Below are 24,929 nucleotides of genomic sequence, written 5' to 3' on the forward strand. Positions count from 1 at the left end.
TCGTCAGCTCGCGTAAACGAGGATCCCATGTCTGGATATGACCGAGTCGTTCAACCGGCGGCCGGAGACGAGGCCCTGGAGAACCACCTCGGTGGCGACGAGGCCAAGAACTACCGGCAGTACGAGTTCGACATGGTCGCGCCCCACGTGGGGCGGTCGCTGCTGGAGATCGGGTCTGGCCTCGGGCACTTCGCCGAGCAGTTCCTCCCGCGGCTCGACCGGCTCGTGGTCAGCGACTTCGACCCCTACTGCGTGGAGCAGCTCGAGAAGCGCTTCAGCGAGCGCGACGACATCTCGGTGCTCCAGTTCGGGCTGCCGACGGAGATCCCGCTGGCCGATCCCGTCGACACCGTCGTCATGATGAACGTCCTGGAGCACATCGAGGACGACGTCGAGGCGCTGCGGTCCCTGGCCAAGGTCACCGTCCCCGGCGGCCGGATCGTCATCTGGGTCCCCGGCTACATGCAGCTCTACGGCGACTTCGACCGCAAGGTCGGGCATGTGACCCGCTACACCCCGGCGACCCTGCGCTCGTCGGTCACCAAGGCCGGGCTCGACGTCGACGTGCTCAAGCCGATCAACTTCCTGGGCGGCATCGCCTGGTGGGCCGCCGTACGGCGGGGCGGCGTCGGCTACCCCGATCCCCGGCTGGTCAAGATCTACGACCGGACGGTCGTGCCGGCCACCCGGCTCATCGAGCGCTTCATCCGGCCGCCCTTCGGGCAGACCGTGTTCTGCGTCGCCCGCGTGCCGAGGTAGAGGCTCTCACGCTTTTCGCATGATTCTCCTGGGGTAGGCCAAGCGGGATCCGCTTGGGTGGTATAAGACACCACCCCGAGGAGCCTCGATGAAGAAGGTCGCCAGGGCCGCGGCCGCGGTGACCCTGACCGCACTGGTCTCGGGGTCAGCCGCTCTCGTGGCGACCGAGTCAGGGGCCAGCACGACGGCCCCGGCTCCGGCGCCGGTGCACGAACGGTCCGCGGGCCGCGCGGCGACGCCCGGCAACCCGGCCGCGGGCCGGCACCGGCGCTTCGGCATGGGCGTCCACGGGGAGGCCACGTTCCGCCGGAAGAACGGGACGTTCGCCGAGCGGACCTGGCAGCGCGGGACCGTCACGGCGAAGGGGGCGTCCGCCCTCACCGTACGGAGCGCGGACGGTGTCACCTGGACCTGGACGATCGACGCCGGTACCCGCATCAGGCATGACGGCGGGCGGGCGGCCCTGGACGCCGTCGCGGTCGGCGACGCGGTCAGAGTGCTCGGCGCGCCCGTCCCGGCCCCATCCAATCCACCCTCCTCCGGCGGGCCCTCCGCCGACGTTCCCGGAACCCCCTCCACCGGCGCCTCCGAGTCACCCTTCACCTCGGAGGCGCCGCCGGGGGCGCCCGCGGCGGTCGTGGCCGCCCGGACCCGAACCACTCAGGGGAACTGAGGGAAACTGCAGGTGTGGGGCTTCCAGGGTGCGATGGAAGCCCCGCACCTGCAAAATAGGTCCCCCATGAATGAAACCAGGATCCTCGTCGTCGAGGATGATCCGAACATCCGGGACATCATCGATGTGGCGCTCCGTTTCCACGGCTTCCGCGTCACAGCGGTGGGAGCCGGCAAGCCCGCGCTCGACGAGGCGCACGACAATCACCCGGATCTGATCGTCCTCGACGTCATGCTGCCCGACGTGGACGGGTTCGAGGTGTGCCGCCGGCTCCGGGCCGAGGGCGTCGAATCCCCGGTGATCTTCCTGACCGCGCGGGACACGGTCGCGGACACCGTCCACGGCCTCACGCTGGGCGGTGACGACTACGTCACCAAGCCCTTCTCCGTCGAGGCGCTGGTCGCGCGGATCCGCGCCGTCCTGCGCCGTACCACCGTCCCCGCCGCCGCCGAGCGGTCCGCGGGGTACGTCCTGCGCGTCGCCGACCTGGAGCTCGACGAGGCCAGGTGGGAGGTGCGCCGGGGCGGGGTGCCGGTGGACCTGTCGCCCACCGAGTTCCGCCTGCTCGCCTTCCTGATGACACACGTCGGGCTGGTGCTGACGAAGCGGCAGCTCCTGGAGGAGGTCTGGGGCTACGCCGGATCCTCCCAGGTCCTCGAGACGTACATCTCCTACCTGCGACGCAAGCTCGACCCGCTCGGCCCGCCGCTGATCCACACCCAGCGCGGGATCGGATACTCGCTGCGGCCGCCGCAACGACCATGATGTCGCTGCGGACGCGGCTCCTCGCCGGGCTGCTGATCGTGAGCGCGGCGCTGCTCGTCGTGCTCTCCATGGTCAGCGTGATCGTCCTGCGGGGTCACCTGCTCGCCCGGCTCGAGGGCCAGGTGATGGCCGCGACCAGCACCGCCGCCAAACGCTTCGTCGACGAGGAGCCCCTCTCCCAGGCGCTGACCGGCTCGACGTACGCGGTCGCGGTGTACAACCTCACCACCAGGCGCGCCCGGCTGATCAGCGGCGACGCCTCGGACGCGGCGGCCGTACCGCAGCTCGTCGAGACCCTGGGGGGCGACCGGCTGCTGGCGTACGCGTCGCAGGGCGGCACCTTCCGCCTCGACCCGACCGGGCACTACGACCTCATCGCGGCCACCTCCCTCGCCCGCAGCGGCTTCCGCGTCGTCGTGGTCGCGGTGCCGCTCAACGCCGTCGACGACCCGGTCCGCCACCTCGTGCTCAGCGAGCTCGTCACGGGTGGTTTCCTCATCCTCGTCCTGGCGGCGGGCGGCCGGCTGCTGATCGCGAGCGGTCTCGCGCCGCTCGGCAAGATGGCCAGTACGGCCCACAGCGTGGCCGAGGGCGGCGACCTGTCCGCGCGGATGCCCGAGGGGCCGTCCGAGGTCGGCCGGCTGGGCTCGGCCGTCAACGTCATGCTGGACCGGATCGCGGAGGCCTTCCGGGATCGATGGGCGTCGGAGGAACGGGTGCGCCGGTTCGCCGCGGACGCCTCCCACGAGTTGCGCACCCCGCTGTCGACGATCAGCGGGTACGCGGAGCTCTACCGGGCGGGGGCCATTCCGCCGGACGATCTGCCCAAGGTCATGGCGAGGATCGAGGCGGAGGCCGGCCGGATGGGCCGCCTGGTCGGCGAGATGCTGGAGCTGGCCCGGCTCGACCGCGGCGCGACCCTCGTGCTTGAGGACACCGACCTCGCCGAGATCGCGCGGGAGGTCGCGGCCGACTCCGTGGCCCTCGATCCAGGCCATCCGGTGTCCGTCGACGTCACCGGGTCGGTGGTCGCCGTGGCGGACGAGGCCCGGATCCGCCAGGTACTGGTCAACCTGCTCGGCAACGTCCGGGCGCACACCCCGGAGGGCACACCGGCGACCGTCCGGGTCGCCCGTACGGCGGACCTCGTGGCGATCGAGGTGACCGACAAGGGCCAGGGGATGACGCCGGAGGAGGCGGCGCGCGCCTTCGACCGGTTCGAACGGGGCGAGGAGCAGCCCTCCGGCGGAGCCGGGCTGGGACTGTCGATCGTCAAGGCGATCGCCGAGGCACACGGCGGCCGCTGCCGGATCGACTCCTCGCCCGGCGCCGGAACGACCGTGTACGTCGAACTTCCCGCGATGCATTGAGCTACTGGCGGGTAGGTATCCGGGTAAGCGTGCAGGCATCCACCGGCTGAGGAGGTCGACGATGACCGATTACGCCAAGGCCCGGGAGGTCGCCGAGCAGGCCCGGGAGACGGAATGGACCCGCCCGAGCTTCGGCAGACAACTCTTCCTGGGCGATTTCCGCCTCGACCTCGTCCATCCGGCTCCCCGCCTCACGGAGGAGGAGATCAAGAAGGGCGACGACTTCCTGCGCGCCCTGCGCAGGTTCCTGCAGGAGCGGGTCGACCCCGCGCGAATCGAGCGCGACTCCGTCATCCCGGACAAGGTCGTCAAGGGGCTGGCGGAGATCGGTGCCTTCGGCATGACGATCGACGAGGAGTATGGCGGGCTCGGCCTGAGCCACCTCTACTACAGCAAGGCGCTTCAGCTCACCGCGTCGTACTCGGCGGCGCTGAGCGCACTGCTGTCCGCCCACCAGTCCATCGGGGTCCCGCAGCCGCTACGGCTGTTCGGGACGCCGGAGCAGAAGCGCCGCTTCCTCCCCCGGTGCGCCAGAGGCGAGATCTCCGCGTTCCTTCTGACCGAGCCGGACGTGGGTTCCGACCCCGCCCGGCTGAGCACGACGGCCGTGAGGGACGGCGACTCCTACGTCATCGACGGCGTGAAACTGTGGACCACCAACGGCGTCGTGGCCGACCTGCTCGTCGTCATGGCCCGGACGGGAGCGAAGATCTCGGCGTTCATCGTCGAGGCCGACTCGCCGGGCATCACGGTGGAGCGCCGCAACGCGTTCATGGGCCTGCGCGGCATCGAGAACGGCGTGACCCGCTTGCACCAGGTGCGCGTGCCGGCGGAGAACCTCGTCGGGCGGGAGGGGCAGGGCCTCAAGATCGCCCTGACGACCCTCAACACCGGCCGGCTCTCCCTGCCCGCGACGTGCGCGGGCGCCGCCAAGTGGGCCACGAAGATCGCCCGCGAGTGGGGCGCGGCCCGGGTCCAGTGGGGCCGGCCCATCGGCGCCCACGAGGCGGTCGCCAACAAGATCTCGTTCATCGCGGCGACGGCGTACGCCCTGGAGGCGGTGGTCGACCTGTCCAGCCGTCTGGCGGACGACGAGCGTAACGACATCCGCATCGAGGCCGCCCTGGCCAAGCTGTACGGCTCTGAGATGGCCTGGCGGGTGGCCGACGAGCTGGTGCAGCTGCGCGGCGGACGCGGCTACGAGACCGCCGAGTCGCTGCACGCGCGCGGCGAGCGTGGCGTGCCGGTCGAGCAGATGCTCCGCGACACGCGGATCAACCGCATCTTCGAGGGTTCGACCGAGATCATGCATCTGCTGATCGCCCGCGAGGCCGTCGACGCCCACCTGTCCGTGGCGGGCGAGCTCATCGATCCCAAGGCCGACGTACGGGCGAAGGGACGCGCGGCCACCCGGGCCGCCGGCTTCTACGCGAAGTGGCTGCCCGGCCTGGTCGCCGGGGCGGGCCAGTTGCCGACCTCCTACGCCGAGTTCGGCCCGCTCGCCCAGCACCTGCGCTACGTCGAGCGGACCAGCCGCAAGCTCGCGAGGGCGACGTTCTACGGCATGTCCCGCTGGCAGGGACGGCTGGAGCACAAACAGGGCTTCCTGTCCCGGATCGTGGACATCGGCGCGGAGCTGTTCGCCATCACCGCGGTCTGCGTACGGGCCGAGGAGGACTCGGCCGAGCTCGGGCGGCGGCCGTACGAGCTGGCCGACACCTTCTGCCATCAGGCGCGGCTACGCGCGGACGCCCTGTTCGACCGGCTGTGGGACAACAACGACGGCAGGGACGTCCGGCTCGCCCGCCTGGTGCTCGACGGACGCTACATGTTCGTCGAGGAGGGCGTGCTCGATCCGTCGCTCGACGGGCCGTGGATCTCCCCGAGCCGGCCGGGGCCGTCGGAGTTCGAGGACGTCCACCGGCACATCCGCTGAAACACCTCGCACGCGTCGGCCGGGCCGTTCGTGGCCCGGCCGATGCGGTGTTGTCACGGAGCCGCGTATGTCTCAGATGTCTTAGAGCCGCTCGACAATGGTGACGTTGGCCTGGCCGCCGCCCTCGCACATCGTCTGCAGGCCGTACCGGCCGCCCGTCCGCTCCAGCTCGTGCAGGAGCTTCGTCATCAGGATCGCGCCGGTGCCGCCGAGCGGGTGGCCGAGCGCGATCGCGCCGCCGTTCGGGTTGGTCCTTTCGGGGTCGGCGCCGGTCTCCTTCAGCCACGCCAGCGGGACCGGGGCGAACGCCTCGTTGATCTCGATGACGTCCATGTCGCCGATGGTGAGCCCGGCCCGGCGCAGCGCCTTCTGGGTCGCCGGGATCGGCGCCGTCAGCATGTAGACGGGGTCGTCCCCCACCACCGACAGCGTGACGATCCGGGCCCGAGGGGTCAGCCCGTGGTCGCGCACCGCCTGCTCGGACGCGATCAGCACGGCGCCCGAGCCGTCCGAGATCTGTGACGAGGTGGCCGCCGTGATCCGGCCGCCCTCCCTGACGGTCTTCAGCGCCGCCATCTTCTCCAGCGTGGTGTCCGCCCGGGGGCCCTCGTCGTCCGTGACGCCGTTGACCGGCGCGATCTGCTCCCTGAAGTAGCCGTTGGCGACGGCCTTGGCGGCCCGCTGGTGGCTCTCGTAGGCGTAACGCTCCAGGTCTTCCCTGGTGAGGCCCCACTTCTCGCACATCAGCTCCGCCCCGCGGAACTGGGAGATCTCCTGCGTGCCGTACCGCTCGACCCATTTGTCGCCGAAGGGGAACGGCATGCCCTTCTCCAGGGCCACCGTGACGCTGGAGCCCAGCGGCACGATGGACATCGACTCGACTCCCGCGGCGACGACGAGGTCCTGGGTGCCCGAGAGCACGGCCTGGGCCGCGAAGTGGACGGCCTGCTGGGACGATCCGCACTGCCGGTCGATCGTGACCCCGGGGACGCTCTCCGGCAGCCCGGCGCTGAGCCAGGCGTTGCGCGCGATGTCCATGGACTGCGGGCCGAACTGCATGACGCAGCCCATGATCACGTCGTCCACGGCGGAGGGGTCGACGCCGGTGCGCTCCATGAGTGCGGAAAGGGTGTGCGCGGCCAGATCCGTCGGATGGACGGTGGACAACCCGCCCTTCTTCTTGCCGACCGGAGTGCGGACCGCCCCGACGATGTACGCCTCTGTCACAGTACCCTCCCCAAAACCGAGCATTGTTCGGTTACTGAGAGGTTACCTCACCGTACGGGCCCGGTACACCGGCCGATAACGGCACGACGGCTGGCATGACGGGCCGGCACGAAAGGCGGCATGACACGGCGCACGTACCGGATTCGCCTCGGGCGAATCGAGGCCGGATCCGGTACGTGCGGCGCGAAAATCCCAGGTCAGACGTACCGGCCCGGAAGGATGTCGGCGGGCTCGGCGAGCTGGAACGCGCCCGGATCGGCCGCGATCCCCTGAAGCCGGTCGGCGAGCACGAGCGCGACCGTCGCGCGGGCGAGCATCGGCTTCTCCCCGTCCGGGGAGTCGTCGGCGGAGTCGTCGGCGGAGTCCTTGATGGAGTCGTCTACGGAGTCCTCGGCGGAGTCGTCCGTCACGGCCTCCACGACCTCGCCGGGCGTGTCGGGAGGCAACGGCTCGTCCAGGGCGGGAGCCGCCGTTTCGGCGGCAGCGTCCGCCGCCTGCTCCGCGTCCTCCTGCGCGTCCCCCTCCGCGACCCGCTCGGAGGTGTCCTCAGCGGCGTCCTCCTCGGGGGCGCCTTCTCCCGCCGCCGGTGCGGCGGCGACATCGGAGACCGTGACATCGGAGACCGTGACGACCGCGATCTCGGTGAGATACGGCCAGCGGACCCGGGCCGCGGGCGGGATGCGGTGCCCCTCCTCGATCGTGACGACCAGGTCGGCCCCGGCGTAGACGTCCAGGACCCTGCCCTGCCGCACCGGCACGTGGACGACACCGCCGACCAGCTCACCGTCCGGCCAGCGTTCCACGTCGACCTCCTCGGCGTGCCGCAGGACGTCCGCGAGAATCGGGAGCGCCTCCTCCGGCGTCGGTGCCGCGGGCAGGTAGACGACAGGGTTCCGGTGCCGGTCCTCCGCGGGGTCGGTCGGCTCACCCTGGCACAGGGACCAGCCGCCCAGGCGGTGCGCGATGCCCTCGGCGAGGGTCTTGTCGAAGAAGTCGACGGGCAGGGGGCCGTCGGCGGCCACCCGGCAGGCCCACAGGCACTCCTCACCCTCGACGCCGAGCTTCGCCAGCACCTCGCCGGTCAGCTCGACCGGCGGCAGGATCCGCGAGCCGCCGACGAGGATGTCCTCGCCGTCAAGCCGGGCATCGGGGTCGGCGAGCTGGGCGATGGCCAGCAGAGTCTTCGCGTCCGGGCGGGCGGGCAGGAGCACCGTCGGCCCCGTGCGCAGCCGTCCCGGCAGCAGGAGTTTCGAGAACCAGCCCACAGGTCCTCCTCATGATCGGTCGAAGCGACGATAGCCTCACGGACCGCGACGCACGAGCCCTTCGGGAAGGCTCTCCCGGTCAGGATTTGGCCTTCGCCAGGTGGGTGCTGGTCATCGTGGCATAGACGATGACGTTGTCGACGTAATGTCCGGTGCTTCGGTTATAGGTGCCACCGCACGTGATGAGCCGCAATTCGGCGTTGTCCGCCGGACCGTAGACACGGTTGGTGGGGAAGGTCTGCTTGTTTGCCTGTTCGACGCCGCCCACGGTGAACACCGCCACCCGGCCGTCCATCCGGACGACCTCGATCTGATCGCCGGACTGGAGCTCGTGGAGGCGGCTGAAGACGGCGCTGCGCGTGGTGGTGTCCTTGTGGCCGAGCACGACGGCCGGGCCGGCTTGTCCCGGTGTGGGGCCGCCGCGATACCAGCCGACGAGGTTGGGGTTGCCGATCGGCGGGGTCTCGATCGCGCCGGCCTTGTCGAGGCCGACCGACATGATCGGCGCGTTGATGTTGAGCTTGGGGATGATGAGCCGCTTGGGCGTGGCGGGTTGCATGGCCGGAGCCGGAGGGGCCGCCGGAGAGGGCGGCGGCGCCGTCGGCACCGCCTGGGTCAGGGGCTGACCGGTGCCACCCGGCCCCACCTTCGGAACCAGATCTCCGGCCTGGGCCACCTTCAGCTGCGTCCGGCCCTCGGGGGCGTACTCGTCGGGCGAGCCGACCATGAGGACGACGCCGACCAGCACGGTGACCAGCCCGGCGACCGCGGCCAGGATCAGCACCCCGCGCATCGCCTGGCTGCCGCTCACCCGCGGCCGCTCGGGCGCGGCCGGCTGCTGCGCCTGCGGCAGCAGAATCGGCTGGTAAACGGGCTGGCCGTACACCGGCTGCGCGAACCCCTGGGCCATCGGGTCGTACGGCGATCCGTACGGCTGGCCAGGAGGGTACTGTCCGGGGGGCGGCGTCGTCATTGACTCGTCCTAACGCCTCAGCGCCCGGCGGTCCTGCGCCGGGCCCGCAGCGCGAGACCACCGCCGGCGGCGGCGAGCAGCAACGCGGTGCCGGTGAGAACGAAGAGCCGGCCGTCGGGCCCGATCTCGCCTCCGCCGCCGGTGGCCGCGCCGCCACCCGGGGTCCTGGTGACCTGGGTCGACTTGCTGGCCTTGGCGGTCACCGTCTCGTACACCGTCCGCGTGGTCCGCGGGGTGGGCGACGCGCTCGGCGAGGCGGAGGGAGACGCGGACGGCGACGCCGACGGGGACGCCGACGCCGTGCTCACCGCGATCGTCGCCGCCGCGGGGGTTGCCGTCGTGGCCATCGTGCAGGTGTACAGGACCTGCGGAGTCTGGCTTCCGGCGGTGCCGGTGAGCAGGCTCAGCTTGAAGTCCTTGGCGGTCAGCACGATTGAGGTCGCCCCCGCCGAAGGCGTGACGGTGATCGTCGCGGTCGGGATGGCCGGGACCGTCGCGCCGGCCGTCGCGGACGGAACGGACGCCGACGCCGAGGGCTGGGCGAAAGCGGCGGTCGCCGTCGCCGGAAGCACCGACGCGACCACCGAGGGCTGCACCTCCAGCCACGCGTTGCTCGGGATGGCAGCGGGCAAGGTGAATTGCGCGACCGGGCTGATGGCCACCGTCGCGGTGAACGCGGTGCCCACGGTCGCCGTGGTGGCGGCCGTCAGGTTGACCGTGAAGTTTCCGCTGTAGCTGCCCGACCCGGTCCCGGGGGTGCAGGTGTAGGCCACCGACTTGGAGTCCGCGTTCGCGTTGATCGCGTTCAGGCCGCCGAGGAGGACGCCCGCGCTGACCACTCCGGCCGCGGCGGCCCTCCTGGCGATCCGGCCGCGTGCCCTGGACTTCAGCACTGACGTCTCACCCATCCCATTTCTCCACACGACTGGCGTACCAGGATCCCAGGATATGGTCACACTCGGGTAGAGCTTTGATGGACAAAACCCGTGAAATAGCGATCCGAGGGCGCGAACCGGTCACCTCCCGGCAAAATTCGGTCAGCCGTCGTTCCCGTTCCGGACCGCCGGGGCGGGTCATGTGATCAGCCACGTACGCCTCCGGAACGCGCGCTCGTCCCCCGCATCCACAGCCCGCCCGCAGCAGCCAGCCCGACCAGGCCCAGACCGGCCAGCACCAGAACGCGGCCGTCGGGGCCCATCTCGCCCCCGCCGCCGGTCTGGGCGGCACCGAGGGGCGTCCGGGAGATCTGGGCCGTGGCGGTGACGGTCACCGTGTGGGTGGGCCTCGGGGACGCCGTAGGAGACGCCGTGGCGGACGCCGTAGGAGACGCCGTGGCGGACGCCGTCGCCGTGACCGTGGCGGTCACCGTCGCCGTCGGGGTCTGCGTACCCGACTCACCGGGGGACGAGGGCTCGCCGCCGCCGTCGTCGCCGGGGGGCACGATCGTCAGTTGAGCCGACGCGGGGTCGGCCAACTCAGGAAGACCGCAGGAGTAGAGGGTCTGCCCATCCCCCAGCTTGAGGGTGAAGTCGCCGGCGAAGACGCCGACCGTCCCCGTCGCCGTAGGAGTGAGCGACACGGTCAGGACCGGAATCGGCCATGTGGTCGCGCCCGACTCCACGGCGCTGGGCAGCGTGGTCGAGGCGACCGGCGTCAGCGTCAGCGCCGGGACGGCCTCCTGGGCCGCGGAATCACTGGCCGAAGGCGATGGGCTGTCGGTGCCGTCGGTGCTGTCAGTGCCGTCGGTGAGAGTGTCACCGCTGGGAGTCTGCTCAGTGAGACTCTCGTCGGTGGGAGTCCCGTCGGTGTAGGTCTCTTCGGTGGGGGTCCCGTCGGCGAACGGTTCGAGTGCGTCCGTCGACGCGCCCTCGCGCAGCGCCGCGAGCGCCCAGGCCAGGGTGCCCCCGTCCGTCTGGATCGCGCCGGAGATCTCGGCCGGGGCCTCCCCCGTGCCGGTGTCGCCGGTCGGCGCGGTGGGGTCCCCGTCCCCCGGCGAGGGACTCACACTCGGGGTCGGGGTCGGCTCGGCGCTCGGGCTCTCGCTCGGCGTGGCGGCCGCGCTGGGGCTCTCGCTCGGTGTGGGGGTCGCGCTGGGGCTCTCACTAGGAGTCGCGTTGGGACTCTCGCTCGGCGTCGCGCTGGGGCTTTCGCTGGGAGTGGCGCTGGGACTCTCGCTCGGCGTCGGCGTGGGGTCCGGGGAGTCGCCGCCGTCCACGACCGGTTCCCCGGTGGCCTCGGCGGTGCCCTCCGCGACCACGACGGCGCCGGCAGCGAGGTTCGTGGGGACGCCCAACGCCGACTGGCCCGCGCTCGGGGATACGGGCGCGAGCCGCCACGTCACCTCGATCGGTCCGACAGTGGGACTGGCGGGTGCCTCCAGGGAGATGGCGACCGGGTAGGCCGCCTCCGTCGACCCCTGCAGGGCCCGGCACGAGTAGACCACGGTGTTCGTGCCGTCCAGCGCGAAAACGGGCCAGGCCGTCAGGGCCAGGGCGAGTGCGCCACCTCCCGCCGCCGCTCGCATGGCGATCCGGTGTCGTGCGCTCCTGTGCGGGGCACGCAGGTTGGGCACAGCTCTGTCTCCCAGCCATTTCGGTCGCGGTCAGGCCGGAACTCAGTGTCGCAGGGTTTTATGGACAACATCCCTAGAAGGGCACTTATGTCAGGAAACACTCAGGGAACCTTCATGGCCGCCGGGGTGTACCAGACGCATGAGACGAATCTTCGCGATGCTCGCCGCGACGGCGACGATCCTGATCACGGCCCCGCCCGCGTCGGCCCAGGCGGGGTTCTGGGCGGTCACCGAGCTCGACCCGCTCGCCGGCACGATCACGCCCGACGTCGGCTACACGATCGGCTACTGGGTGCTCCAGCACGGGACGCACCCCTTCGACGGACCGGGCACGGAATTGGGCACGACCGGATTGCGCCTGACGGGCAAGGGCGGCAGAACGCTGAACTTCACCGGAACACGGCTGCCCGAGCCCGCCCACTACGCCGTATCCGTCAAAATCCCGGCGGGCACCTGGCGGCTGGAAGGTGTACAGGGCATGTTCGCGCCGTACGAGATCGGCACCCTGACGGTGCCCGGCGGGCTGACGCCCGCTCCCCCGCAGTTTCCCGGCACGGCCGGGATGGAGGTGACCGACTACTGGGGCGCGATCAAACCGCCCGGTTTCCCCTGGAAGGGCCGCCCCGGGCCCGCTCTGCCGGGCACCGGAGCCACCGTGACGGCGGGCGCGGCACCGGGTGCGTCGGCCCCCTCGACCCCCGGGGTCCCCGCAGCCGCCGTCACACACGCCGCTGCCACACAAGCGGATGCCACACAGGCCGCCGTCACACACGCCGCCGCACGGCAGGGCACGGCGCCGGCCTCGCCGTGGTTCCAGCCGTACCTGCTGGTGGCGGTCGCCGTGATCTCCGTGGCCGGGACGCTGCTCGTGCAGCGCGCGTCGGCCCGGACCGGGCGCTCGGGGTGACGCGACACCGCCGGGATCACCCGGTACGGGAGGTCACTTGCCCTTGGCCGCAGTCAGGGTGGCGTACACGATGATGTTGTCGGTGTAGCTGTGCCGCTTGGCGTTGAAGACGCCGCCGCAGGTGATCAGCCGGAGCGATGACGTGGCCGTGTTGCCGTAGACCCGCTTGGTGGGGAACGTCGTCTTGCCCACCTGCTCGATGCCGTCGACGGTGAAGGTGACGATCTTGCCATCCGCCCGCAGGATCGCGATCTTGTTTCCGCGCTTCAGCTCGCGCAGCCGGCTGAACACGGCGGGGCCCTGCTTGGTGTTCACGTGGCCGAGGATGATCGCGGGGCCCTGGTCGCCGGGAGCGGGCCCGAGTCGATACCAGCCGGTGAGGCTCGGCTTGCTCAGCGGCGGCGGCTGGATCTCCCCGGACTTCTCTACGCCGACGGGGCCGACCTTCGCCGCCCGCACCCCGATGGACGGGATGCTGATCTTCACCGGGGTTCCCGCCTTCTTCTTGGCCGAAGACGTCGAGGACCCACCGGACAGGGGCGACGACGAGGACGAGGCCGTGGTGGCCGACGTCAACGCCAGCGGCGGGAAGGGCTGGAGCGCGGGGTCCGGCGGCGGCGCGGAGGGATCCGCCGCGGTCAGCGGCACGCCGGGGCCTCCGGGGCCGACGGTCGGCGGCAGATACGCCATGGCGTTTCCGGCGTCCTGCACGGTCTGGACCCCCGGCTGCACGCCGGGGGTCTCGGGCGCCCCCGGCGACAGGATGGCCAGCATCCCGGCCGCGACCACCGCCATCCCGCCGAGCGACCCCGCGACGAGCAGCGTCGCGAGGACGGGCTGCGACAGCCCCTTTCGCTCCGGTGGCTCCGGCTTGTCGGCTTCGGGCGGAGTGGAACTCATCGTCGTCAACCCCCTCGGACGGTCGTCGAGCGCGCGTGCGCCGCCCTTCGCCTGAGCAGCGCGAGACCGCTGAACACGCCGACCGCCAGCATGGCGGCGCCCGATCCGACGAGCAGCACCGCCGACGTGAGGTCGCGCTCCGGCGCCTCACCGGTCTGCGCGCCGCCCTTCGGCGTGACCGACACCTGCGGCACGGTCGGCGTCGCCGTCAGCGTGACGGTCGTGGTCACGGTCGGCGACGGGCTGGCGGTCACCGTGACGGTCGTGGTGTGCGTGGGCGTGGGCGAGACGCTCGCGCTGCTCGACGCGGAGGCGCTCGCCGACGTGGAAGCGCTCACCGAGGTGGAGGAACTCGCCGACACAGTGGAGGAGGGACCGCTGCCGATCGTCACCCTGATGGCGGCCGGCTTCGTCACCGGCTTGCAGACCACCCGGAACGGCGGCTGCGCCGTCGCCTCCGTGACGACCTTGAAGCCGTCGACCATGGCCCACGCGTCGGCGTTGTTCTTCACGGTCAGTGTGTGCTTCTTGTACGGCAGGCCGCGCACGCTCCACAACGTCTGGTTGCCCTGGTTCTCCACCGTCACAGGGGTGTTGTCCGCGTTCTTGGACGCGTCGGCGGTGGCGGGTTTGACGTCCGCGTCGCCGATCTTGAACTCCAGCTCACCGGCGCGGGGATCCCGCTCGGAGATGAAGTCGACCCCGGTGCCGGTGAACGCGAAGGACACGGAATCGCCCTTGACCTGGGTGGCGTGCACGTCGTTCTGCAGGTCGTGGAACTCCGCCTTGCGATCGTGGTAGTAGCCCCAGCCGGCACCCACGTAGGCACTCGCCGGGAGCTCGTTGTCGTTGATCTCGCCGGCCTTGGGCGTGAAGTCGATCGTGAGGTTCTTCGGCACGATCTGGATCACGCCGGCGGCGGTGGTCGTCACCACGCCGGAGACCAGGCCGGGCAGCTCAAGCGGAGCGCCCTCGGTCAGTGCGCCCTGATCCTTCGACCCGATCGAGTTGAGCTCGCCGTCCCACAGGTCGCCGCTGACGCCCACGACGCCGGTCGCCGACAGGATGGAGCCCGCCGGTGCCATGCCCGGAGCGACGAAGCGGGTCGCGTCACCGTAGGCCAGCCCCCATCGCACGTCGAGCGGCTGCCCCACGGCCGGGTGCGCCTGCATGCCGAGGGTCACCTTGAGGTTGACCTGATTGGGCGCCACACCGTCCGACTGCGTATTGCACCGGTACCTCAGGTCCACCTCGACCATTTCCGCCTTGGCCGACGTCAACGGGAGCGTGAGAAGGACGCCTCCCACCACACTGACGACGGCGGCGGCGGCCGCACGCCGCCCCGCACTCCACCGAACCACTACGCGCTCCGATCGGGAAGACGGCCCTACGGGCAGAAACAGCAAACCGAGGCTAGATCCTAGGGTGTTCATCCGCGCCAGATGGGACGGATGGGACGATGGTGGCAGAGTTGTAACCCGTTGTTATTTGCCGCCCGATATGTCGCCACGAGCGAGGATCGACCCACGGGAACCAGAATCGTATTCTGGTCGCGCAGACCGACATCCCCATCCCGGAGGGCGGAGCAGATGCGGCGAGACCTCTTCGACGAGGAGCACGACCTCTTCCGCGAGACGGTGCGCGAGTTCATGAGCCGCGAGGTCGTCCCGCACCACGACCAGTGGGAGAAGGACGGCATCGTCCCCCGGGAGGTGTGGAAGAAGGCCGGAGAGCTCGGCATGTTCGGCTTCTCCATCCCCGAGGAGTACGGCGGCTCGGGCATCTCCGACTTCCGATACAACACCGTGGTCGTCGAGGAGATCATCCGGGCGGGCGCGAGCGGCCTCGGGTTCGGCCTGCACAACGACATCATGGCCCCCTACCTGGTGGACATGACCAACGACGAGCAGAAGCGGCGCTGGCTGCCCGGCTTCGCGGCCGGCGAGCTGATCACCGCGATCGCGATGACGGAGCCCGGCGCCGGCAGCGACCTGCAGGGGGTGCGGACCACCGCGCGGCGCGAGGGCGACCACTACGTCGTCAACGGCCAGAAGACGTTCATAACGAACGGCATCAACTCCGACCTCGTCGTCGTGGTGGCGAAGACCGACCCGGAGGCGGGCGCGAAGGGCACGACGCTGCTGGTGGTCGAGCGTGGCATGGAGGGCTTCACCCGGGGTCGCAACCTGGAGAAGGTCGGCATGCACGCACAGGACACCGCCGAACTTTTCTTCGACGACGTACGGGTGCCCGTGGCCAACCGCCTGGGCGACGCGGACGGCCAGGGCTTCGTCCAGCTCATGGTCAACCTGCCGCAGGAACGGCTGTCGATCGCGGTGGCCGCGGTCGCGGCGGCCGAGACGGTGCTGGAGTCGACCATCGAGTACTGCCGGAACCGGACGGCCTTCGGCCGGAGCATCGGGAAGTTCCAGCACACCCGGTTCCTGCTGGCCGAGCTGGCCACCGAGGTTGAGATCGCCCGCCATTACGTGGACAAGTGCGTCCGCGCGCTCAACGCGAAGGAACTGACCGCCGTGGACGCCGCCAAGGCGAAGTGGTGGACGACCGAGCTGCAGAACAAGGTCGTCGACCGGTGCCTCCAACTGCACGGCGGCTACGGCTACATGCTGGAGTATCCGGTCGCCAAGGCATGGCTGGACAGCCGCGTCCAGACCATCTACGGCGGCACCACCGAGATCATGAAGGAGATCATCGGCCGGTCGTTCGAGTTCTGAGGGCTCGAGTTCCGACGGCGCCGCGGCGCTACCGGTACTGCTGGCCCCAGATCGCCAGCATGACCAGCACGAACACGATCACCACACCCGCGTAGCCCACCGTGCCCAGCCGGAAGAACCTGCGGACCCGGTTCAGCAGCCAGGCGAACAGGAACGCCAGGAAGATCAGAAGGATGAGTCCGGGGTCCATGCTGATCAGTATGCGCCCCGATCGCCGCCCGTGTGCGCCGACCGCGGACACGGGCGTCGGCGATCAGCGGCCGCCGATGGGGATCTCGAACCAGACGGCCTTGCCCTCACGGGTCGGCCGGGAGCCCCAGCGCTTGGCCAGCTGGTCGACGAGGTAGAGGCCACGACCACCCTCGTCGTTCTCCCCCGCGCTGCGGATGCGGGGCAGCCGCAGGTCCTGGTCGAAGACCTCGACCCAGATCGACTCGCCACCCCGGCGCAGTCGCAGGGTGAACTCCTTGTCGCCGCCGGCGATCTCGTCTTCGAACCCGGGCACGTCCCAGGAGTCGTCGAACGGCAGCGGCGGCCCGTCGAGGACCAGCTCGCGCCGGGGCATGTTGGCGCTCGCGGCGTGCAGCACCACGTTTGTCACGACCTCGGAGACGAGGAGGCACGCGAGCTCGGCCCGTTCCTCCGGCATCTGCCACTGGGCGAACGCCTCCGACGCCATGCGCCGCGCCTCGCTCACCATGATCGGCTGCGCGGGGAAGGTGCACTCCTCGATCTCCAGCTCGGCTCCGGCCGACCGGACCACCAGGATCGCCATGTCGTCGTCGATCTCGCCGGGAATGGCGATGGTCGCCATGTCGGCGATGCGCTCGACTGGCTCGTCCGAGACCTTGCCGAGCTTCTCGCGCAGGATGCGCATGGTCTCGTCCTCGCTCGGCGGCGGCCCCTCCAGGTCGCGCGGGGGCCGCCGGTCGACCAGGCCGTCGGTGTAGAGCAGCAGCGTCGCGCCCGCGGGCAGGGTGCGCGTCTCCTCCTTGTAGACCAGGTCGGCGTGCACACCCTTGGCCCGCACGCCCAGCGGCTGGCCGACCTCGGTGATGTCCAGTTCGGTGACGGTGCCGTCCACGATCAGCAGCGGTGGAGCGTGCCCGGCGTTGGCGAAGGACAGCTGCCGCGACCATGCGTCGTACACCATGTACTGGCAGGTGACGATCGGCGGGTTGGTCACGTCGGCGCCGAAGTCGTCACGCTCCGGGGCGGCGACCACCCGGGTCCACTCGTCGAGCTTGGCGAGGATGTCGGCGGGCGGCTTGTCGTCCTGGGCGAACGCCCGCAGCGCCGCCCTGAGCTGGCCCATGACGGCCGCGGCCTTGGCTCCGCGGCCCTCGACGTCGCCGATGACGATGCCGACGCGGCCGGCCGACAGCGGGATGACGTCGTACCAGTCGCCGCCGACCTGCGTCTGGATGCCCTGCCCGTGGGAGGCGAGCGGCGCGGCCGGGTAGTAGCGGACCGCGATGTCGAGCCCGTCGAGCTTCGGAAGGTCGCGCGGGAGCAGGTGCTTCTGGAACGACTCGGCGGTGTGCCGCTCCTCCTCGAAGAGCAGCGCGTTGTCCACCGCGAGCGCGACCCGGGTGGCGATGGCGCCGACGAAGTCGCGGTCGAAGGTGTCGTAGTGGGGCGACCGCCGGTCGCTGAGGTTGGAGATGGCGAGGTACATCAGGCCCAGCGTCTCGCCGCGCACGCTCAGGGGCGCGACGATGGCGGAGGTCATCCCGATCTCACCGCAGACGCGGGCCGCCCCCTCGCTGGTCGACGGGTAGCTGACCTGGGAGAAGTCCTCGACCAGGATCGTCTCCTGGCGGCGCAGGGCGGTGTCGGCGTAGTGGCCGATGGGGTATCTGATCTCGCCGCCGACGGGTTTCCAGGAATCCGGCGGCGGCGTCCAGCCGTGCACGTGGGTGGAGACCTTGCGGATCAGCCGGTCGCCCTCGACGAGCTCGATGAAGCAGTGATCGGCGAACTGGGGGACCAGCATCTCGGCGACCCGGTTGAGGGTCTCCTCGACGTAGAGCGAGCCGGCGAGCCGGTCGCCGACGCGTTCGAGCAGGCCGAAGCGGTCCTTCTCCCGCTCGTTGCTGCGCATCGCCTCCCTGGCGGTGATGACGATGCCGGTGACCGCTCCCGAGGTGTGCCGCAGCGGCACCGCCTGGGCGCGCACGTAGACCATCGTGCCGTCGCCGCGCACGACGTCGAACGTGCCCTCCCACACCCCGCCGCGCAGCACGTTCTTGGCCAGATCGACGGCGAGCGGGTGGTCCTCCTCCATGATCCCCAGGGACATGAGCGACTCCTTGCCGGAGGGGCCGCCCTCCCTGCCGAACAGCCGCTCGGCGAAGGGGTTCCAGTAGAGGACGTTGCTGAACCGGTCGGTCACCACCACCGCCATCTCGGCGTGGTCGAGCACGGAACCGGCGGTGAGGTGGTCGTCGGCGTCCTGGGACAGGTCTCCCCAGCGTTTCATCCCACGACCACCCCACCGAAGGGTGCTTTCGCTATGCCGGGCACGGGCGCTCCTGCAAGGGCTGGGTCGCGAGAAATGAGAGACTCCCTATGGGATTCAACCAGGCACAACTCGTTCCGTCATCGTTTGGTGACAAAAACGTGAACAGCCACGTCGCGTGGAAGGTCCACGGCCGCACTGCCCGCCTCACCATCACCTGTCACCCGCACACCGTCGTCGCTCGCCGCGAGCGTCACCTCGCGTCCGGGTTGTATCCCAACTTGCTTGAGTTTAAGCATCACGGCGGGGTCGCTTTGCACTTGTTCGCTGATTCGCCGCACCACAACGGGGGTTCCGCCCGCGCTGGCGAGGGCCGCCATGGGAGCTACCAACTCATCCCCACCCAGACCGGACTGGGGCACGCCAAGTTCGTCGAGGCCGGGGATCGGGTTGCCGTGCGGGCAGACCTGTGGGTTGTCGAGCAAACTCATGAGGCGCGACTCCACCGACTCCGACATCACGTGCTCCCAGCGGCACGCCTCGATGTGGACCTCCTCCCACGGCATGCCGATGACCTGGGTCAGCAGGCACTCCGCCAGGCGATGCTTGCGCATCACCCTGATGGCGAGGGCACGGCCCAGGTCGGTCATGCTGAGATGGCGGTCGCCCTCGACCGTGACCAGGCCGTCCCGCTCCATCCGCGCGACCGTCTGGCTCACCGTCGGCCCGCTCTGCTGCAGCCGTTCCGCGATACGCGCGCGGAGCGGCACGATGCCCTCCTCTTCGAGCTCGAAGATGGTGCGGAGGTACATCTCCGTGGTGTCGATCAGGCCGTGTGCGGTCAAGGCTCCTCCAGTCCTTGTAAATCGATGCTACGACCTCCCCCGCGTTCCCAGCCGACCTTATTGGGGAAGCGACCTAGGATGGGAAACATCGGAGCTGAGCGATTCCTTCCGTCCGAAATGTCCCTTGCCGCGCTCCGAGAGGCCGCCCGCGGCTGCGAAGGCTGTGATCTTCATCGCGACGCGACCCAGACCGTGTTCGGCGACGGCGTCCCGGACGCCGAGTTCGTGTTCGTGGGCGAGCAGCCGGGCGATCAGGAGGACCGGAGGGGCGAGCCGTTCGTCGGTCCAGCCGGCCGGATGCTCGACCGCGCCCTGGAGGACGCCGGCATCGACCGCGACAAGATCTACGTGACGAACGCGGTCAAACACTTCAAGTTCGAGCCGCGCGGCAAGCGCCGGATCCACCAGAAACCCACCGCGGGCGAGATCGCCGCCTGCCGGCCCTGGCTGGAGGCCGAGATGCGGCTGGTCGATCCCGCCGTGACGGTGGTGCTCGGCGCGACCGCGGCCCGGGCGCTGCTCGGTCCCGCGTTCCGGGTCACCCGGCACCGGGGCGAGCCGATCCCCCGCAGGGACGGCGCGTACTACGTCGCGACCATCCACCCGTCGGCGATCCTGCGCGCGCCGGAGCAGGACGCGGCCTACGACGGCTTCCTCGCCGACATCAAGGTGGCGGCGAGGCTGCGGCGGGCGGGCGTCTCCTGAACCGGGCCTGGCGGAACCGGCTCCCGGGCGGGCACATGGGCGGGCCCCCGGGCGAGCTCTTTGGCGGGCCCTCTGGTGGGCCGGCGGCTGTCGGGCTGGTGACTGTCAGGCGGGCGGCGGGCTCAGGGCGCGAGCCGTTCCCGCGTCCAGGATCGCCCGTTCAGCCGGTAGCGCAACCGATCGTGCATCCGGTCCGTACGGCCCTGCCAGAACTCCACCTCGGACGGCATCACCCGGAAGCCGCCCCAGAAGTCGGGGACCGGTGGATCGTCGGGCCATCTGCGGGCGAGCTCCTCGTATCGGGCGTCGAGCTCCTCCCTGGACGCCACCACCGCCGACTGGCGGGAGGCCCAGGCCCCGATGCGGGAGCCGTACGGGCGGGACCTGAAGTAGGCCTCGGTGTCCTCGCGGGCGACCCGGACGACCCGGCCCTCCACCCGCACCTGGCGCCGGATCGGGTGCCATGGGAAGAGCAGGCAGGCGCGCGGGTTCTCGGCGAGATCGCGGCCCTTGCGGGACTCGTAGTTGGTGTAGAAGACGAAGCCGCGCTCGTCGAACCCCTTGAGGAGGACGGTGCGGGCCGAGGGGCGGCCCCCGGAGGAGCTGGTGGCCACGATCATCGCGTTCGGCTCGGGCAGCCCGGCCGCGACGGCGTCGGCGAACCAGATCGCGAATTGCGCGACCGGATCGTCCGCCATGGTGGATTCGAGCAGGGGCTCCCCCTCGTAGCTGTGCCGGAGCCCGGGAAGTTGCGAGGCGCTGTCCACGGAACGGTATTCTTGCGCGCTCGGTGGATGTCGCACGCAGGGCCCCCTACCAGGGGCGACGGCGTGAGGGTGGGCCGGGGGCGCGGCACTGCGCCCCTGAGGGTTAAATTGACCCGCCGGTATCTCGACATCAAGGCTCTGGGCTTCACAAGAGAGGGAGGCGGCCGAGAATGTCCGACTTCAAACCCGGGCTCGAAGGCGTGGTCGCATTCGAGACCGAGATCGCGGAACCGGACAAAGAAGGGGGCGCCCTACGGTATAGGGGCGTCGACATCGAAGAGCTCGTTGGCCGTGTTTCCTATGGACACGTCTGGGGCCTGCTCGTCGACAACAAGTTCCAGCCGGGGCTGCCGCCGGCGGAGCCGTACCCCGTTCCTGTCCATTCCGGCGACATCCGAGTAGACGTGCAGAGTGCGCTGGCCATGCTGGCGCCGGCCTACGGCTTCCGGCCGCTGCTCGACATCGACGACGACCAGGCGCGCGACGACCTCGCCCGCGCCTCGGTGACGGCTCTGTCGTTCGTCGCGCAGTCGGCCCGCGGCCTCGGCCTGCCGATGGTCCCGCAGAGGCGGGTCGACGAGGCGGAGAGCATCGTCGAGCGCTTCATGGTCCGCTGGCGCGGCGAGCCTGACCCCCGCCACGTCAAGGCGATCGACGCGTACTGGACCTCCGCGGCCGAGCACGGGATGAACGCGTCCACGTTCACCGCCCGGGTGATCGCCTCCACCGGAGCCGACGTGGCCGCGGCCCTGTCCGGCGCCGTCGGCGCGATGTCCGGTCCGCTGCACGGCGGCGCCCCCGCCCGCGTGCTGCACATGATCGAAGGCGTCGAGCAGCTCGGCGACGCCCGCAAGTACGTCCAGAGCGAGCTGGACAAGGGCCAGCGGCTCATGGGCTTCGGCCACCGCGTCTACCGGGCGGAGGACCCCCGTGCCCGCGTGCTGCGCCGTACGGCCCGGGAGCTGAACGCCCCGCGCTACGAGGTCGCCGCCGCACTGGAGACGGCCGCCCTGGAGGAGCTGCACGCTCGCAAGCCGGACCGCGTGCTGGCCACCAACGTGGAGTACTGGGCCGCGGTCATCCTCGACTTCGCCGAGGTCCCCTCGCACATGTTCACCTCCATGTTCACCTGCGCCCGTACCGCGGGCTGGGCCGCGCACATCCTGGAGCAGAAGCGCACGGGCAGGCTGGTCCGCCCCAGCGCGACCTACGTGGGCCCCGCCCAGCGCTCCATCGACGACGTGCCCGGCGCCGCCGAGGTCGTCGGCAAGGTCTGAGTCGCCGCTGAGGGCCCGCGGCTTTTCCGAGGCAGCCGCGGGCCTTCGGCGTCGGGCAGGCCCGCGCAGATCCCGCGGCGGAGGGGCGGTTCGTCGATCCTGAGGCGCCCGCAGCGGGCCGCGACCTTCGAGTTCCCCCAGCCCGACCCGCCCACCTCCATGATCGCGATGGCCTTGTCGACGGGGTCGTGCGCCTCGTCGCCGAAGTCGACCACCCCGCTCGACCCGTTCCAGGCCGACTGTCCCGAGGTCAGCGCGAGCTGGTAGAGGATGTCTCCCCGGCTCGGCAGCCCGCCCTGGTAGGCCGTGTTGGCCGCGTCGTAGAAGAGGCCCACGGCGTCGTAGCTGAGGATGAGGTTGTCCTCCGAGTCGTTCGCGTGGCTGCCGTTGATCAGGTTCTGGACGAACCCCGTCGGCGCGGCCGCGCCGCCCCGCCACAGCTCCCGTCCGGCCAGCGCCGCGTAGTAGACCTGGACGCGCTTGAGGTCGCCGATCTGGCGGCCGTGGTCGGCGACCACCTTGATGACGTCGTCGCCCGCCAGCACCTTGACCGTGCCGGGGCCGCAGTCGTTGCCCTCCACGGCGTTGAGGAAGCCGAGGAACTCGGGTGCGCGCCCCGCGTAGAGGATCACATCGGGGCGGCGCGCGCAGGCCCGGGACGCCGCCTCGGCGATCCCGCCCCTGTCCACGGTGTAGTAGACGCTCTCGCTGACCTCGATGCCCTCCCCGGCGACCGCCTTCGCGTAGTCGTCCGCGAGGTTGTTGGTGTAGCTGTCGCCGGACGACCGGTCCTGGACGATCACGGCGGTGGGCGCGTCCACCCCGGACAGCAGCGTGCGGCGGGCGTACCTGGCGGCGAGCACGGCCTGCCGGTAGTTCGTCGGCGCCATGCGGAAGTAGTAGGGCGACGGCCGTCCGGGCGTCGAGTCGGCCGCGCCGCCGTTACCCCCTCCGCCGCCCTGACCGTCGCCCTCGCCCTGGTCGGCGTCGTCGTCCCTGACGTATCCCAGGCGATCGGCGGTCGCGGTGGTCGCCAGCATGGGCATCTTCGCCGCGTGCAGCGTGGCGATCGCCTGCTCGACGCCCTTGACGCTGCGCGGGAAGCCGATGACGCCGAGGGTGTGCGGATCCTCCTCCGCCAGGGCTCTGATCAGCTCCGCCGTACGACGGCCCTGGCCGAAGTCGTCTCCCCCGTTGGCCACCAGGACCTGGAGGCGGGGGGTGCTGGTGACCGAGCGCTGGTACTCCTCCACGGCGGTGAGCTCCGCGAGCGCTCCGGCGAGCCGGCTGTCGTCGGGCAGCGGGTTCCTGATCGAGTACTCGCCGAACAAGACCACGCTGACGTAGGCCCCGGAGTCCCTGGCGACGGCGTTGTTGCGGTCGATTCTCGCGATCAGGTCCGTGATCCGGCCGCCGAACAGGTCCCGCGGCGCGGGGCCCGTGGCGTTGACGACGCCGACGCACTCCCCCGCGACGCGGTCGACCCAGGGCAGCCCGCCACAGTGCGCGTTGCGGTCCTGCTGGTTGCGGGCGAGCCACATGACCGGGCCGATGACGAGCAGCGCCACCACACACCAGTAGCCGATGGCCCGCAGGCGGCTCGGGAGCAGCCGCGGCCGGTGGTCGTCGTCCGGTGGCCGGCCGGAGGCGGTGACCAGCAGCCGCAGCGGGGGCACGCGCCGCCGAGCCGCCTCGCGCCAGGCCTCGGTCAGCGCCCCCAGCTCGGCCAGCCGGCCCGCCGTGACCGGCCGCTGGTCCGGCGCGATCGACTCGGGTACGGCCGCGAGCACCACCATCGGCGGCAGGAGCCCGGTCTCCTCGGTGGTCTCCTCCAAGATCCGCAGGAACCGCTCGTTGACGCCGCCGGGCCGGGTGGCGTCGAGCACCAGCAGGCCGTACAGGCCCCGGCCCCAGCTCGGCCACGGGATGATCCACTTCTGGTACGCCTGGTGGAGGTCCTGGCACATGGCGTGGACGAGCAGCCGCTCGACGTCCGCCTCGCTCGCGTCGGCCAGGCGCAGCGCGTACTTCGGCAGGCGCTCGAACGGCTTCCTCGCCAGGTACGGCTGCCGCCTGAACCAGCCGTTGAAGAAGGAGCCCCTGATCGACAGCATGGCCTGGACGACCGTGCCGGCCATGGCGACGATCACGCCGAGCGCCCACGGGATCAGGCCGATCAGGTCCGACGAGCCGCCCAGCCACCAGGCGGCCAGCGTGCCCACCGGCACCCACGTGGTGGCCGCGCGTCCGAGGAAGTCCGCCGCCGTCCTGCGGCCCCGGTCGCCGCCGTACCTGCCCCTGCGCCAGACCTTGAGCCGGTCCTTGAACTCCTCCTGACCGGTACGCGACTGGGGATCGGGCGGCCAGTGCCTCCCGGGGAGACCGGCACGGTCCCCGTCCGGCGGCTCGTCGCGCTGGCGCCGGGCCCACAGGACGAACTGCACGAGCGGGAAGCGGGGCGGCGGCAGGAACGAGCCGCCGATCGGCTTGCCGAGCTGCCCCTGCTCCCCCGCGAGCGCCGCCACGAGGTCGCGCAGCGTACCGTACTCACCGGCGGGGACCGCCGCGTGCGGGAGAAACTCCTCGAACGGCGCGGCGAGCCGGCGCGCGGCCTCGAACGCGTCCCCGTCCCGCTCGACGACGAACACGAGGGGGAGCGGTTGGTCCGGCAGCCAGAAGAACGGCCTGCGGACGAGCTTCTCGATGACGCCGTGCACATCGGCCACGCGGACGGTCCTCCCAAGGGGGGTGGAGGCGTGATCTTAAAATCGGGACCATGATGTCTCAGAATC

21 protein-coding genes are annotated in these 24,929 nt (G+C 70.9%); 9 read left to right on the top strand and 12 right to left on the bottom strand.

What is annotated here, in order from left to right; all coding sequences use genetic code 11:
• Nucleotides 1-27: 27 nt before the first annotated feature.
• The 5 genes from JOL79_RS13840 to JOL79_RS13860 all read left to right on the top strand — a co-directional run bounded on the left by JOL79_RS13840 (nt 28) and on the right by JOL79_RS13860 (nt 5,503).
• Nucleotides 28-759, top strand: a complete 732-nt coding sequence (locus tag JOL79_RS13840) for a class I SAM-dependent methyltransferase (protein WP_210156176.1) — start codon at nt 28-30, stop codon at nt 757-759.
• 88 nt (nt 760-847) lie between these two features.
• Nucleotides 848-1,432, top strand: coding sequence for a DUF5666 domain-containing protein (locus JOL79_RS13845; protein ID WP_210156177.1), 585 nt, complete (start codon nt 848-850; stop codon nt 1,430-1,432).
• Nucleotides 1,433-1,498: 66 nt separating this feature from the next.
• The gene (locus JOL79_RS13850; RefSeq protein WP_210156178.1) at nt 1,499-2,197 is read left to right on the top strand and encodes a response regulator transcription factor; all 699 of its coding nucleotides are present in this window, start codon (nt 1,499-1,501) and stop codon (nt 2,195-2,197) included.
• A complete protein-coding gene (locus JOL79_RS13855; protein WP_210156179.1) occupies nt 2,197-3,567 on the top strand; it encodes a sensor histidine kinase in 1,371 nt (456 codons plus the stop codon). The genes JOL79_RS13850 and JOL79_RS13855 overlap by 1 nt, the downstream gene beginning before the upstream one ends.
• Nucleotides 3,568-3,628: 61 nt before the next feature.
• On the top strand, nt 3,629-5,503 hold the full coding sequence (locus JOL79_RS13860) for an acyl-CoA dehydrogenase family protein (RefSeq protein ID WP_210156180.1): 1,875 nt from the start codon (nt 3,629-3,631) through the stop codon (nt 5,501-5,503).
• A gap of 81 nt (nt 5,504-5,584) precedes the next feature.
• On the opposite strand, the gene JOL79_RS13865 is transcribed toward JOL79_RS13860, so the two are convergent.
• The 5 genes from JOL79_RS13865 to JOL79_RS13885 form a co-directional block, all read right to left on the bottom strand.
• Nucleotides 5,585-6,730 carry an acetyl-CoA C-acetyltransferase gene (locus JOL79_RS13865; protein WP_210156181.1) on the bottom strand — a complete coding sequence of 382 codons (1,146 nt, stop codon included), beginning with the start codon at nt 6,728-6,730 and terminating at the stop codon, nt 5,585-5,587.
• Nucleotides 6,731-6,927: 197 nt separating this feature from the next.
• On the bottom strand, nt 6,928-7,995 hold the full coding sequence (locus JOL79_RS13870) for a hypothetical protein (protein WP_210156182.1): 1,068 nt from the start codon (nt 7,993-7,995) through the stop codon (nt 6,928-6,930).
• 79 nt (nt 7,996-8,074) lie between these two features.
• Entirely contained in the window at nt 8,075-8,968 is an 894-nt protein-coding gene (locus tag JOL79_RS13875) for a class F sortase (RefSeq protein WP_210156183.1), read from the bottom strand.
• Between the two features lie 17 nt (nt 8,969-8,985).
• Nucleotides 8,986-9,876 (bottom strand): hypothetical protein, encoded by an 891-nt coding sequence (locus JOL79_RS13880; RefSeq protein WP_210156184.1) that lies wholly within the window; start codon nt 9,874-9,876, stop codon nt 8,986-8,988.
• A gap of 173 nt (nt 9,877-10,049) precedes the next feature.
• Nucleotides 10,050-11,540: a hypothetical protein gene (locus JOL79_RS13885; RefSeq protein ID WP_210156185.1), complete on the bottom strand. Its 1,491-nt coding sequence runs from the start codon at nt 11,538-11,540 to the stop codon at nt 10,050-10,052.
• Nucleotides 11,541-11,679: 139 nt separating this feature from the next.
• Here JOL79_RS13885 and JOL79_RS13890 point away from each other — a divergent pair, with 139 nt between their 5' ends.
• Nucleotides 11,680-12,447, top strand: coding sequence for a hypothetical protein (locus JOL79_RS13890; protein ID WP_210156186.1), 768 nt, complete (start codon nt 11,680-11,682; stop codon nt 12,445-12,447).
• A 33-nt stretch (nt 12,448-12,480) separates the two neighbouring features.
• On the opposite strand, the gene JOL79_RS13895 is transcribed toward JOL79_RS13890, so the two are convergent.
• Nucleotides 12,481-13,347 carry a class F sortase gene (locus JOL79_RS13895; RefSeq protein WP_210156187.1) on the bottom strand — a complete coding sequence of 289 codons (867 nt, stop codon included), beginning with the start codon at nt 13,345-13,347 and terminating at the stop codon, nt 12,481-12,483.
• Between the two features lie 5 nt (nt 13,348-13,352).
• Nucleotides 13,353-14,708 (bottom strand): hypothetical protein, encoded by a 1,356-nt coding sequence (locus JOL79_RS13900; RefSeq protein ID WP_210156188.1) that lies wholly within the window; start codon nt 14,706-14,708, stop codon nt 13,353-13,355.
• 228 nt (nt 14,709-14,936) lie between these two features.
• Here JOL79_RS13900 and JOL79_RS13905 point away from each other — a divergent pair, with 228 nt between their 5' ends.
• Entirely contained in the window at nt 14,937-16,082 is a 1,146-nt protein-coding gene (locus tag JOL79_RS13905) for an acyl-CoA dehydrogenase family protein (RefSeq protein ID WP_210156189.1), read from the top strand.
• 28 nt (nt 16,083-16,110) lie between these two features.
• Here the strand turns inward: JOL79_RS13905 and JOL79_RS13910 are convergent, their stop codons facing one another.
• The 3 genes from JOL79_RS13910 to JOL79_RS13920 form a co-directional block, all read right to left on the bottom strand.
• Nucleotides 16,111-16,272 carry a hypothetical protein gene (locus tag JOL79_RS13910; protein WP_210156190.1) on the bottom strand — a complete coding sequence of 54 codons (162 nt, stop codon included), beginning with the start codon at nt 16,270-16,272 and terminating at the stop codon, nt 16,111-16,113.
• Between the two features lie 63 nt (nt 16,273-16,335).
• Nucleotides 16,336-18,564: an ATP-binding SpoIIE family protein phosphatase gene (locus JOL79_RS13915; protein WP_210156191.1), complete on the bottom strand. Its 2,229-nt coding sequence runs from the start codon at nt 18,562-18,564 to the stop codon at nt 16,336-16,338.
• Between the two features lie 119 nt (nt 18,565-18,683).
• Nucleotides 18,684-19,388, bottom strand: a complete 705-nt coding sequence (locus JOL79_RS13920; RefSeq protein WP_210156192.1) for an iron-dependent transcriptional repressor DtxR — start codon at nt 19,386-19,388, stop codon at nt 18,684-18,686.
• A gap of 117 nt (nt 19,389-19,505) precedes the next feature.
• On the opposite strand from JOL79_RS13920, the gene JOL79_RS13925 reads away from it, so the two are divergent.
• Nucleotides 19,506-20,093: a UdgX family uracil-DNA binding protein gene (locus JOL79_RS13925; protein WP_230984734.1), complete on the top strand. Its 588-nt coding sequence runs from the start codon at nt 19,506-19,508 to the stop codon at nt 20,091-20,093.
• A gap of 122 nt (nt 20,094-20,215) precedes the next feature.
• Here JOL79_RS13925 and pdxH read toward each other — a convergent pair whose 3' ends face one another.
• Nucleotides 20,216-20,860: a pyridoxamine 5'-phosphate oxidase gene (gene pdxH / locus JOL79_RS13930; RefSeq protein WP_210156194.1), complete on the bottom strand. Its 645-nt coding sequence runs from the start codon at nt 20,858-20,860 to the stop codon at nt 20,216-20,218.
• Between the two features lie 170 nt (nt 20,861-21,030).
• On the opposite strand from pdxH, the gene JOL79_RS13935 reads away from it, so the two are divergent.
• Nucleotides 21,031-22,137 carry a citrate synthase 2 gene (locus JOL79_RS13935; protein WP_210156195.1) on the top strand — a complete coding sequence of 369 codons (1,107 nt, stop codon included), beginning with the start codon at nt 21,031-21,033 and terminating at the stop codon, nt 22,135-22,137.
• On the opposite strand, the gene JOL79_RS35415 is transcribed toward JOL79_RS13935, so the two are convergent.
• Complete coding sequence (locus JOL79_RS35415; RefSeq protein ID WP_210156196.1) at nt 22,068-24,863, bottom strand: ABC transporter substrate-binding protein; 2,796 nt, start codon at nt 24,861-24,863, stop codon at nt 22,068-22,070. The genes JOL79_RS13935 and JOL79_RS35415 overlap by 70 nt on opposite strands.
• Between the last annotated feature and the right edge of the window lie 66 nt (nt 24,864-24,929).

Origin of the sequence: Microbispora oryzae, from assembly GCF_017896165.1 — a bacterium.
In the GTDB taxonomy this organism is placed as follows: Bacteria; Actinomycetota; Actinomycetes; order Streptosporangiales; family Streptosporangiaceae; genus Microbispora; species Microbispora oryzae.